Genomic DNA, 11,953 nt, shown 5'->3' on the forward strand with positions numbered 1-11,953 from the left:
GTCCGCGGGACGGCGGCACGCGCGACGGCAGTCCGCGGGACGGCGGCACGCGCGACGGCAGTCCGCGGGACGGCGGCACGCGCGACGGCAGTCCGCGGGACGGCGGCACGCGCGACGGCAGTCCGCAGGACGGCAGTCTGCGGGAGGCGGCGGGGGATCAGTTCCCGGCGGGGGTGAACCGCACCGGTACGGCCTGCGGGCCTCGTGTGAAGACGCCCTGTTCGACGAGGTCGGCGTCGTCGGCGAGGCGTATGTCGGGCATGGCGTCGAGGAGCTGGCCGACGCCGATCTCGACCTCGGCCTTCGCGAGCAGGGCGCCGACGCAGAAGTGCCGGCCGAGCGCGAAGGCGAGGTGATCGGCGGCCGCCGAGAAGGCGGTGGTCGTGGTCAGGTCGTCGCGGAAGATGTCGAACCGGTCCGGCTCCCGGTAGCGGCCCTCGTCCCGGTTCGCGGCGCCGATCAGGCAGGTGACGGTGGCACCGGCCGGTACGACACCGCTGCTGAGCGTGACCTCGCCGGCCGACTGCCGCATGATCATGTGCACGGGCGGCGTGTAGCGCAGCGTCTCGGCGAAGGCGCGGGCGATCAGGCTGCGGTCCTCGCGGACGGCCGCCAGCTGCTCGGGGTGCTGGAGGAGGTTGGCGAAGATGCCGGCGATCGCCTTGTCCGTCGTCTCGCCGCCCGCGGCGAGCAGCAGGCTGCAGAAGGCCTTGATGTCCTCGTCGCTCATCCTCACGCCGTCGACCTCGGCGGCGCACAGCGCGGACAGCAGGTCGTCGCCGGGGGCGTCACGGCGCGCCCGGATGATCGGGATCATGTACTCGGCGAACTCCGCCCGGGTCCGCTCCCCCGCCGCGGCGACCTCGGGATCGCCCGAGAGGTTGCCGAGGAAGGCGATGACCGCCGTGTACCAGCGGTGGAACCGTGCGTGATCGGCCTTGTCCAGGCCCAGCATGTCCGCGATCACGTTGACCGGGAAGCGGGTCGCGTAGTCGGTCACCAGGTCGGCGGAGCCGGTGTGCCGGAACCCGTCGATCAGCTCACGGGAGTTGCGCTCGATCACGGGCAGGAACTTCTCCTGGAGGTCGCTGCCGCGGAAGGCGGGGGCGACGAGCGCACGCCTCACCGCGTGCTCCCGCCCGCTGAGCTGGAGGATCGTCCTGCCGTGGACGGGCTCGAGCTGCCAGTCGTAGTTCTCGGTGGTGAACTCGCCGTCCCTGTCCTTGAAGACGCGCGCCACGTCTTCGTAGCGGGAGATGACGTAGCTCTGGGTCGCCTCGTGCCAGAACAGCGGGGCGCTGTCGCGCATCACGCGGTAGGCCTGGTAGGGGTCCGCGGCGAACTCGGGCGAGAGGATGTCGGGGACCTGCTGCTGCGCGGTGGCCATGGAGCTCCCTCGGGCGGTAACGGATGTACCGGCCAAGATTATTGATCAACAGGCACCCGCGACAGCCCGCCCCGGTCGCCTCTTCGGCGATGCACGCGTGTTGGCCGAAAACCGTCCCGGCGTGGCGGTGCGCCGTTCGACAGCCCGGAGGCCGTGAGGGCGGTCCTCGCGGACCGGTGCAGGGGCTGTGCAGGGGGCTGAGCAGAGAGGTTGTGCAGAGGGTTGTGCAGGGGCGCCCTGACGCCCGCGCCGAGGGGCGCCGCCTCCCCCTCGACCCGGCACTGGACACCGCTGATACAACCGGTCCCGAGCTCGCCGACCCCACCGCAGAAGGGACCGCCCGATGACCGCGATCCTCGCCCTCGACCAGGGCACCTCCGGCACCAAGGCCGTCGTCGTCGACGCCGAGGACGGCATCGTCGCCCTCGCCGAGGAGCCGCTCCGCCCGGTCTATCTCAGCGGAGGCGGGGTGGAACAGGACCCGCGGGCACTGCTCGACTCGGTGCTCGACGCCGGACGCCGCGCGGTGCGCGAGGCGGGCCGGCCGGTCGCCGCCGTGGCCCTGGCCAACCAGGGCGAGACGGTACTGGCCTGGGACCGGACCACCGGAGCACCGCTGTCTACGGCGTTGGTGTGGCAGGACCGGCGCGCCGAGAGCGTCTGCGCCGAGCTGGCCGAACACCGTGAGCGGTGCGCGGCCCGCACCGGGCTGGTCCTCGACCCGTACTTCTCCGCCCCCAAGATGGCCTGGCTGCGCCGCCACCTCACCCGGGACGGCGTGGTGACGACCACCGACACCTGGCTCGTCCACCACCTGACGGGACAGTTCGTCACCGACGCCTCCACCGCCAGCCGTTCGCTCCTCCTCGACCTGGACAAGGTCGCCTGGGACGACGAACTCCTCGCGCTGTTCGGCCTGGAGGACGAACGGTTACCGCGCATCGCCGCCTGCGACGAGATCGTCGGCACCACCCGCGCCTTCGGCCCCGAGGTGCCGGTGGCCGGGCTGATCGTGGACCAGCAGGCCGCCCTGGTAGCGGAGGGCTGTCTGACGCCCGGGACGGCGAAGTGCACCTACGGCACGGGGGCGTTCCTGCTGGCGAACACCGGTCCCGACCCCGTGCGCTCCAGCGCCGGCCTGACCACCTCGGTGGCCTGGCGGGCGGCCGGGGAGACCCCGTACTGCGTCGACGGGCAGGTCTACACGGTCGCGTCCGCGGTGCGCTGGCTCCAGGACCTCGGCCTCGTCCGGTCGGCCGCCGGTCTGGACGCGGCGGCCGCGGCGGACGCCGAGGGCGTCCTGTGCGTGCCGGCCTTCGCCGGTCTCGCCGCCCCCTGGTGGGCGCCCGGGGCCACCGCCTCCTTCACCGGCCTGACCCTGTCCACCCGTCGCGAACACCTCGTGCTCGCCGTGCTCCAGGGGATCGCCGCGCAGATCGCGGAACTGTGCGCCCGGGTCGCGGCCGATCTCGGCCATCCTCTGACCCGGCTGCGCGCGGACGGCGGCCTGACCCGGTCGGCCGCCCTGATGCAGGCCCAGGCCGACATCGCGCAGGTCCCCGTCGACGTCTACCCCCACGCCCACGCCACCCCCCTGGGCGCGGCCGCCCTGGCGCGCTGCGCCCTCGATCCCGCACTCACGCTCGAAGAGGCCGTCGGCGACTGGCGGCCGGCCACCGTCCACCACCCCCGCTGGTCCGCCGACCGGGCCGCGGAGTTCCGCACCGCATGGGCGCAGGCCGCCACGGCGAGCGCCGCCGAGGGAGAACGCGCATGACCACCGCACCCCACCGCCCCCGAGGTGACGTCTTCGACGTCGCCGTGATCGGCGCGGGCGTCGTCGGCGCCGCCATCGCCCGCGAACTCTCCGGCCACCACGTCTCCGTCGCCCTGATCGAGGCACGGGACGACGTGGGCGACGGCACCAGCAAGGCCAACACCGCGATCCTGCACACCGGCTTCGACGCCGTGCCCGGCACGCTCGAATCACGACTGGTCGCCCGCGGACACCACGCGCTCAGCGCCTACGCGAAGGCCACCGGCATCCCCGTCGAGCGCACCGGCGCCGTCCTCGTGGCGTGGAACGACGAGGAACTCGACGCGCTGCCCGGCCTCCGGGCGAAGGCCGAGGCCAACGGCTACACGCACTGCCGGATCGTCGACGCCGAGGAGATCCACCGGGTGCTGCCCGCCCTCGGCGCGGGCGCCCTCGGCGGGCTGACCGTCCCCGACGAGTCCATCATCTGCACCTGGACGACCACGCTCGCCCTGGCCACCGACGCCCGGCAGCGGGGCACCACCCTCCTCCTCGAACACGCCGTCACCGGCGTCGGCCGGGACGAGGAGACGACCACGCTGCACACGTCGGCCGGTGAGGTACGCGCCCGGTGGGTCGTCAACGCCGCGGGACTGGGCGCCGACCACGTCGACCGGCTCTTCGGCCACGACCGCTTCACCGTCACCCCCCGCCGCGGCGAACTGCTCGTCTTCGACAAGCTCGCCCGCCCCCTGGTGGACAGGATCGTCCTGCCGGTGCCCACCTTCCGCGGCAAGGGCGTGCTCATCTCCCCCACCGTCTACGGCAACGTCATGCTGGGCCCGACCGCCGAGGACCTAGAGGACCGGTCGGACACGGCCACGTCCGAGGACGGTCTCGACTTCCTCCTCGCCATGGGGGAGCGTCTGATGCCGCGCCTGACGGCCGAGGAGGTCACCGCCTGCTACGCGGGGCTGCGTGCGGCCGTCGACCACTCCGACTACCTGATCGAGGCCACGCCCGGGCAGCGCTACCTCCTCGTCGGCGGCATCCGCTCCACCGGGCTGAGCGCCTCCCTCGCCATCGCCGAGCACTGCCGCGGCCTGCTGGAGAAGGCGGGGCTGCCCCTCGAACCCCGCGACACGCTCCCCGCCCCGCCGCGGATGCCCAACCTCGGCGAGGCCACCCGGCGCCCTTACCAGGATGCCGGCCTCATCGCCCGCGACCCCGCCTACGGAACGGTCGTCTGCTTCTGCGAACGCGTCACCGAGGGCGAGATCCGCGACGCCTGCCACGCCCCCGTCCCGGCCCGCGGCCTCGACGGCCTGCGCCGCCGCACCCGCGCCATGAACGGCCGCTGCCAGGGGGCCTTCTGCGGCGCCGCGGTCGCCGCCCTGCGCGAGAAGCACCACGCCCACGACGGCTGCCACAGCCAGGGCGAGGACAAGGACGAGGACACCCGATGACCCACCAGCCGCACCTCGTCACACCCGACGTCCTCGTCATCGGCGGCGGCCCCGCCGGCCTGACCGCCGCCGCCGAACTGCGGCGCCGGGGCGCCGGACACGTCCTGGTCGTCGACCGGGAGGAGCACGCCGGCGGCGTCCCCCGCCACAGCGGCCACACCGGTTACGGGCTGCGCGATCTGCGCCGCGTCCTGTCCGGCCCCGCCTACGCCCGCCACCTCGTCCGCCGGGCCGCCGAAGCCGGCGCCGAGATCCGCACCCGCGCCATGGTCACCGGCTGGTCCGACGACACCACCGTCGGCGACACCACCGTCAGCGACACCACTGTCGGGGACACCACTGTCGGGGACACCACTGTCGGCGACGCCATCGTCGACGACATGACCGTGGACGTCACCAGCCCCGACGGCCGCTACCGGATCCGCCCCCGCGCCCTCGTCCTGGCCACCGGCGCCCGTGAACGTCCGCGCGCCGCACGCCGCATCCCCGGCGACCGCCCCCACGGCGTCTACACCACGGGCCAGCTCCAGAGCCTCGTCCACCTGCACCACCGGCCCGTCGGCGAACGCGCGGTCATCGTCGGCGGCGAACCCGTCAGCTGGTCCGCCGCCCTGACCCTGCGCGCGGCGGGCTGCACCCCGGCGCTCATGATCAGCCAGTACCCCCGGGCCGAGTCCTACGGCGCCTTCACCGCGGCCGGACGGACCGTGCTGCGCGTCCCGGTCGCCACCCGCAGCCGCGTCACCCGCGTCATCGGCCAGGGCCGCTGCCGAGCCGTGGAGATCGAGCACCTGGACACCGGCCGGCGCCGCACCGTCGCGTGCGACACGGTCGTGTTCACCGGCGACTGGATCCCCGACCACGAACTCGCCCGCTCGGGCGGCATCGCCCTCGACGAGGGAACCCTCGGCCCGCTCACCGACACCGCGCTGCGCACCAGCCGTCCGGGCGTCTTCGCGGCCGGCAACCTGCTGCACCCGGTCGACACCGCCGACGTCGCGGCCCTGGACGGCAGGCACGTCGCCCGCCAGGTCCTCGACCACCTGCGCGGCAGCCGGCAGCCCGCCCAAGGCGTCCGGCTGTTCGCCGACGCGCCCTTCCGCTGGGTCGCCCCCCAGATCCTGCGCCCGGGCGACCCCGCCCCGGCACGCGATCGGCTCCTGCTGTGGACGGACACCTTCGTCCGCTTCCCCGAGGTGACCGTCCGGCAGGGCGGACGGGTCATCACACGGAGGACGTCGGCGTGGCCCGCCGCACCCGGCCGCGTCTTCCGCGTCCCGGCCGGCGTACTCGACGGCGTGTCGCCCACGGGCGGCCCCGTCCGCATCGGTCTGCGGTGACACCGGCCGCGGGCGGCGGGCGGCGGGCAACAAGCCGCGGGCGGCGGGCGGCGGGCGTGCCGCCGGACGGGCGGTGTCGGGAGGTGGCGGGCGGGGGCGGCCGACGGGTGGCGGCGGGCGAGCGGTGGCCGACGCGTCCCGGGCTGCCGGACCGCCGGGCCGCCAGGAAGCGGCGGCCGACGGGCGGTGCCGGACGGGCGGTGGCCGACGCGTCCCGGGCTGCCGGACCGCCGGGCCGCCGGGCTGCCGGACCGCAGGACCGCAGGGCCGCCGGGCTGCCGGACCGCCGGGCTGTCGGCAGGCGACACGCGGGGCGGCGGCGGGCGCCGGGGAGGGGCGCCGGTCGGGGGCGCGCGACCGGATGTGACGTCCTCCGCCGGTGCACGGTGAAGGCGGCGTACCGGGAAGCGGCCTCAGTGAGGGCCGCGTACGAGAAGGTGCCGCCGCCGACGGGGGCCGGGCCGGGTCAGAGGGTGTCGGCGGGGCCTCCGAGGCCGGTCAGGGCGCCCACCGGGTCGGGGTCGGGTGTGCCGCGCGGCCACCAGTCGTCGTGGCCCGGCTCCGACTCGTAGGCGTACCACAGTCCGTCGCGGCCCAGGCGGAGCTGGACGTGACCGCGGGGATGGGTGAGGTGGTTGCGCCAGGGGCGGAAGGCGGGCCAGTCGGCGGCGAGGAGGAGGGGGCGGGCCCGGTCGAAACGTCCGGCCGGCGGGTCCCACAGCTCCTCCAGGACGGCGAGCCCGTCCGGGCCGCCCTGGTGCCAGGCGGCGACCGCGCGTGCCAGCTCGGCCGGGGTACGGCCGGCGGCCGACGCGAGGGAGGAATAGAGGGCTCGGGTGGTGGCCGTCAGGCCCGAGCCCGGCCGGGACGCGGCGATGCGGACGGCGTCCTGCCAGAGGGTCAGTTCACCGGTCGCGTCCTCGCCGGTGGTCAGCAGGGCGTGGGCGCGGACGGCCGCGTCGGTGGCGAGCTGGTCCAGTGCGAAGGAGTCGGGGCCGTCCGGGACGGCGGGGTAGGCCGGGGGCTGGCCGGGGTGCGGGGGCGCGGGCAGCGGGGCCGGCAGGGGCGGGAGCGGGCGCGCGGCGGCGAGGGCCTCCGTGGCGCGGACGCCGGGCAGGGGCTCCGGCTCCCGCTCCTGGGCGGCGCGGGCGGCCCGGGTCGCGTTGCGCCGGGACAGCGCGTCGAGGAGTTCGCGTTCGCCCCGCCCGCGCAGCAGGAGCAGCACGAACGGGTCGGCGTCCAGCAGACGCGCGGTCTGGTAGCAGAGGGCGGCGGCGTGCTTGCAGGGATGACCGCGGTCGGGGCAGCTGCAATGCGGCTCCAGGTCGCCGGGGCCGGGCAGCAGTGGCACCCCGCACGCGGCGAGCGACGCGGGCATCTCCTTGTCGAGCAGCGCGGCGATGTGGCCGGGACGCTCGACGGCCGCGTCGAGGAAGCGCTCCCAGTCGTCGTCGTCCAGGGTGCGCAGCCGCACTTGCACCCGGTACGGGCGGGGGCGGCTGCCCTGTACGTACGCGAGGGCGAGGCCGGGGGTGACCGTGATGGCGTCGACGTTCCCCCGCTCGGCGTAACGCCGGCCGCGTGCGAGGCGCTCGGCGTCCAGGGCGCCCTCCTCCAGCGCGGTGACCCAGGCGTCGCCCCACCAGGTCTCGGCGAAGCCGCCGTCCGCGCCGGTCGTCCGGGCCGGGAAGGCCGGGAAGGTACGCCGGTGGTCGCCGTCCCGCGAGGGCGCGGCCATGGAACGGGGCGTGCGGGAGGGGATTCCGGACGGTTGCGACGCGGATGCGGACGTGGACGCGGACGTGAATCCGGATGCGGACGTGAACCCGGATGCGGCTCCGGGCCCGGCTTCGGCTTCGGAGCGGGGTTGACGTTCGGGTTCGCGTCGGGCTTCGGACTCGCGTCGGGGCGCGGGGTCGCGTCGGAAGCCGGCTTCGGACACGGTCGGCGGTGCGGGAACGGGGTCGACGGCCGGCGTGGGTGAAGCCCCAGGGTGAGAAACGATCGACTCGAACGGCCCGCCCCCCTCAGGGCCGGCCGGTACCCCCGGGCCGGACGGATCCGGGAGGACGGGCGGGTCCGGGAGGGCGGTCGAGTCCCCGGGAACGGTCCGGGTCTCCGGAACGGTCAGGTCCCCGGGAATGGTTCGGGCCTCCGCAGCGGTCAGGTCCCCGGGAACTGTCAGGGTCTCCGGAGCGGTCGAGTCCCCGGGAACGGTCCCGGTCTCCGAACCCGTCAGGTCCCCAGGCCCGGTCGAGCTCTCCGAAACCTTCAGGTTCCTAAGCCCGGTCAAGCTCTCCGAACCCGTCAGGTCCCCGGAAAGGGTCAGCCCCCCAGGACCGGTCAGGTCCCCAGCCTCGGTCTCCTCCTCCGGCGGCATCCGGAAAGCGCCCACGAGGAAGTCCCGTACGTGTCGCGCGCGGTCGGCGGCGACGGGGTCGGGCGTCCGGCCGGGGCGGGCGGCGGGCATGGCGTGTGCGCTCGTCCGGAAGGACCGGCGAGCGGTCCGAGCCTCGGGCTCCTCGGGCCCCCCGATTCCCTCGGGCCCCCCGATTCCTCCGGGGCCGCCGGGACCGCCGGTTCCTCCGGGGCCGCCGGTTCCTCCGGGCCCCCCGATGCCTCCGGGGCCGCCGGAACCGCCGGTTCCTCCGGGGCCGCCGGGCCCGTCCGTGCCCTGCCGTGCCTGTGCGCGGGCCGCCCGCAGCGCAGCGCGCGCGACGTCGCCGGGTCGCGCGACGGTCGCCGGCTGTCGGGGGACCTGCTCGTCGGCTGCCGCGTGGCGCGTCGCGGGGGCGTCCGCGGAAGGAGCGTCGGCGTCCTTCGCGGGCGTGTCGCCGTCCGTGTCCGTGCGCGGGGTGTCCGCCGCGCGCCGCAGCGCGGCACGGGCGGCGTCACCGGGCCGGGGCCCGCGGGGTGCGGGCTCCTGTTCCTGCTCCTGCGGCCGTTCCCGCGCCGCGCGCAGGGCCCGGCGTGCCGCGTCGGCCGGGCGGGCGTCCCGCTCCTCCATCACGCCTCCCTCCGCAGCCGGACCAGGTCGGACAGCTCACGGTCGGTCAGTTCGGTGAGGGCCGCCTCGCCGGTGCCGAGGATCGCGTCGGCGAGGGCCCGCTTGGACTCCAGCATCTCGGCGATGCGGTCCTCGACGGTGCCCTCGGTGATGAGGCGGTGGACCTGGACGGGCTGGGTCTGGCCGATGCGGTAGGCGCGGTCGGTGGCCTGTTCCTCCACGGCCGGGTTCCACCAGCGGTCGAAGTGGACGACATGGCCCGCGCGGGTGAGGTTGAGGCCGGTGCCGGCCGCCTTCAGCGACAGGACCAGCACGGGCGTCGCGCCGCTCTGGAAGCGGTCGACCATGCGCTCTCGCTCGGGGACCGGGGTGCCGCCGTGGAGGAGGTCCACGGGGACCGCGCGGCCGGCCAGGTGGGCGGTGATCAGGCGGGCCATGCCGACGTACTGGGTGAAGACGAGCGCCGAGCCGTCCTCGGCGAGCAGGGTGTCCAGCAGTTCGTCGAGAAGGGCGAGTTTCCCGGAGCGGGCGGCGAGGGCGTCGCCGGTGGCGGGGGTCTCCTCCTTGAGGTAGAGGGCCGGGTGGTCGCAGATCTGCTTGAGGGCGCCCAGCAGCTTGAGGACCAGGCCGCGCCGGGCGATGCCGTCCGCCGTCCCGATCGCGGCCATCGACTCGCGCACCACCGCCTCGTACAGCGCGGCCTGTTCCCGGGTGAGGGGGACGGGGTGGTCCGTCTCGGTCTTGGGCGGCAGCTCGGGGACGATGCCGGGGTCGGACTTCCTGCGGCGCAGCAGGAAGGGGCGGACCAGCCGCGCGAGGCGCTCCACCGCCTCCTGGTCCTCGCCGTTCTCCACCGCGCGGGCGTGCCGGGCGCGGAAGGACTTCAGGGGGCCGAGGAGGCCGGGGGTCGTCCAGTCCAGGAGGGCCCACAGCTCGGACAGGTTGTTCTCGACGGGGGTGCCGGTGAGCGCCACGCGCGCGGGCGTCGGGAGGGTGCGCAGGGCCTTCGCCGTCGCCGAGTACGGGTTCTTGACGTGCTGGGCCTCGTCCGCGACGACCATGCCCCAGGGCTGCGCGGCGAGCGTGGGGGCCGCCGAGCGCATGGTGCCGTACGTGGTGAGGACGAAGCCGCCGTCCAGGTCGTCCAGGGAGCGGTCGGCGGCGTGGAAGCGGCGGACGGGCACGCCGGGCGCGAAGCGGGTGATCTCGCGCTGCCAGTTGCCGAGGAGGGAGGCCGGGCAGACCACCAGGGTGGGTTCGGGGCGGGCCCGCTTCAGGTGCAGGGCGATGACGGTGACCGTCTTGCCGAGGCCCATGTCGTCGGCGAGGCAGCCGCCGAGGCCGAGGGAGGTCATGAGGTGGAGCCAGGCCAGTCCCCGCAGCTGGTAGTCGCGGAGGGTGGCGTGCAGGCCGGGCGGGGGGTCGGCGGGGTGCACCCCGGCGGTGAGGCGGTCGCGCAGGACGGCCAGGGCCCCGACGGGGACCGCCTCGACGCTCTCGCCGTCGACCTCGGCGGTGCCGGTGAGGGCGACGGACAGGGCGTCGACCGGGTCCAGCAGTCCCAGTTCGCGTTGGCGGGCCTTGCGGACGAGGGCGGGGTCGACGAGCACCCACCGGTCCCGCAGCCGGACGACCGGGCGGTGGGCCTCGGCGAGCGCGTCCATCTCGGCCTCGCTGAGCGGGTCGCCGCCGAGCGCCAGCTGCCAGCGGAAACGGAGCAGTTCCTCGCTCTCGAAGAAGCCGGTGCCGTCGGTCGCCGAGCCCGGCGCGGGCCGTACCACCGCGGTGGCGCTCAGGTCCTGGGCGAGGTCCCGCGGCCAGTGCACGGCCACCCCGGCGGCGGCGAGGCGGGTCGCGGCCACGCCCAGCAGGTCGCTCAGCTCGTCCTCGGACAGGGCGAGGACGTCGGGGGCGTCCTGGTCGGCGAGGCGGGCGAGCGGCGGCCAGACGCGGGCGGCGCGCCGGACGGCGAGGGCGGCGTCGACCCGCGCGCGGGGGCCGAAGGCGCCGTCCGCCTCGCCCGCCCACAGGGCCGTGGCGTCGGTGACGAGGGTGGGGTCGGCGAGGCTGTGCACCTGGACGATCGCGGCGCCCGCGCGGCGCGCCCCCTCGCCGTCGTCGAACAGGTCGTGGGCGGACAGGTCCAGTCGCAGCGAGATCCGGACGCCCGCGTCCATGCCGGCGGCGACCTCCGCCGCCCAGTCGTGGGCGCCGGGCAGCCGCTGCGGCCGGCGGTCCGCGAAGGGCTTCCCGCAGGCGTACGGCGCGGCGGGGGTACGGGGCAGGGTGTCCGCGACGGCGTCGAGGAAGGACCGCATCAGGGCCTCGGGCCGGGGCAGGCACAGCGGTCCGGGGCCGGGTAGCGGGACGGCGTGCCCTTCGTACGGCAGGGCCGCGGCGATCGCGCGCAGGTGCGCGATGTCCTCCGGGTCGAGCGGGCCCGCCCGCCAGGCGTCGTGGCCGGTGGGGGTCAGGCCGGGCAGCAGGCGGCCGCGGGCGGCGAGCCGCAGCGCGTGCAGGGCGGCCGCGCCCCAGCAGGCGGTCGCGGGGTGGGCGGCGGGGTCGCGGCGGGCGCGCACCAGGAGCGGCAGCGCCGTGGCGAGCGGCAGTGACAGCGCGGGGGCGGGGCGGCGGCGGACGCCGGACCCATGGCGCCGTACGACGGTGAGTTCGGTGGTGTCGGCGCCGGCCGCGGCGGGCAGGGGGCCGTCCTGCGGGTCCCAGAACGCGATCCGGCCGTCGCGTGGGAGGGGGGCGGGCAGGAAGACGGCGGGGAGCCGCACACCGAGCGGTTCGCCGGCCGGGGGCTCGGCGGCCGGGGGCTCGGCGGCCGGGTGCCGAACGCCGCGTGCGGTCGCGTCGCGTGCGGTCATGTCGCGTGCGGTCGCGTCGCTCGCGGTCATGTCGCTCGCGGTCGTGTCGCTGCTGGGCATACGCAGTGTCCACCTCCCACCCGTCGTGTCGGATCAGTCGTCTTCGACTCTACGGGCGGGGTCT

General features: G+C 75.9%; 6 protein-coding genes. 3 read left to right on the forward strand and 3 right to left on the reverse strand.

The annotated features are described in order from the left end of the window. Positions 1–157: 157 nt before the first annotated feature. Complete coding sequence (locus tag ACFYWQ_RS10790) at positions 158–1,387, reverse strand: cytochrome P450 (protein WP_389514877.1); 1,230 nt, start codon at positions 1,385–1,387, stop codon at positions 158–160. 343 nt (positions 1,388–1,730) lie between these two features. Between ACFYWQ_RS10790 and ACFYWQ_RS10795 the strand changes: the two genes are divergently transcribed. The 3 genes from ACFYWQ_RS10795 to ACFYWQ_RS10805 are packed head-to-tail and all read left to right on the forward strand — an operon-like array spanning position 1,731 to position 5,949. Further along, entirely contained in the window at positions 1,731–3,164 is a 1,434-nt protein-coding gene (locus ACFYWQ_RS10795; RefSeq protein ID WP_389514879.1) for an FGGY family carbohydrate kinase, read from the forward strand. Continuing rightward, positions 3,161–4,609 carry an NAD(P)/FAD-dependent oxidoreductase gene (locus ACFYWQ_RS10800; protein ID WP_389514881.1) on the forward strand — a complete coding sequence of 483 codons (1,449 nt, stop codon included), beginning with the start codon at positions 3,161–3,163 and terminating at the stop codon, positions 4,607–4,609. Before ACFYWQ_RS10795 ends, ACFYWQ_RS10800 begins: the two co-directional genes overlap by 4 nt. After that, positions 4,606–5,949, forward strand: coding sequence for an NAD(P)/FAD-dependent oxidoreductase (locus ACFYWQ_RS10805; RefSeq protein WP_389514883.1), 1,344 nt, complete (start codon positions 4,606–4,608; stop codon positions 5,947–5,949). The genes ACFYWQ_RS10800 and ACFYWQ_RS10805 overlap by 4 nt, the downstream gene beginning before the upstream one ends. 466 nt (positions 5,950–6,415) lie before the next feature. Here the strand turns inward: ACFYWQ_RS10805 and ACFYWQ_RS10810 are convergent, their stop codons facing one another. Together ACFYWQ_RS10810 and ACFYWQ_RS10815 are read right to left on the reverse strand one after the other, a co-directional pair. After that, positions 6,416–7,687, reverse strand: a complete 1,272-nt coding sequence (locus tag ACFYWQ_RS10810; protein ID WP_389514885.1) for an SWIM zinc finger family protein — start codon at positions 7,685–7,687, stop codon at positions 6,416–6,418. Positions 7,688–8,955: 1,268 nt separating this feature from the next. Further along, the gene (locus tag ACFYWQ_RS10815) at positions 8,956–11,889 is read right to left on the reverse strand and encodes a DEAD/DEAH box helicase (protein WP_389514887.1); all 2,934 of its coding nucleotides are present in this window, start codon (positions 11,887–11,889) and stop codon (positions 8,956–8,958) included. Positions 11,890–11,953 lie beyond the last annotated feature (64 nt).

The organism is Streptomyces sp. NPDC003247 (assembly GCF_042888135.1).
In the GTDB taxonomy this organism is placed as follows: Bacteria; Actinomycetota; Actinomycetes; order Streptomycetales; family Streptomycetaceae; genus Streptomyces.

Bases quoted from the DNA above. Each gene is read 5' to 3' on its own strand.
- ACFYWQ_RS10790 (WP_389514877.1), bottom strand. From the start codon at position 1,387: ATGGCCACCGCGCAGCAGCAGGTCCCCGACATCCTCTCGCCCGAGTTC.
- ACFYWQ_RS10795 (WP_389514879.1), top strand. From the start codon at position 1,731: ATGACCGCGATCCTCGCCCTCGACCAGGGCACCTCCGGCACCAAGGCC.
- ACFYWQ_RS10800 (WP_389514881.1), top strand. From the start codon at position 3,161: ATGACCACCGCACCCCACCGCCCCCGAGGTGACGTCTTCGACGTCGCC.
- ACFYWQ_RS10805 (WP_389514883.1), top strand. From the start codon at position 4,606: ATGACCCACCAGCCGCACCTCGTCACACCCGACGTCCTCGTCATCGGC.
- ACFYWQ_RS10810 (WP_389514885.1), bottom strand. From the start codon at position 7,687: ATGGCCGCGCCCTCGCGGGACGGCGACCACCGGCGTACCTTCCCGGCC.
- ACFYWQ_RS10815 (WP_389514887.1), bottom strand. From the start codon at position 11,889: ATGCCCAGCAGCGACACGACCGCGAGCGACATGACCGCGAGCGACGCG.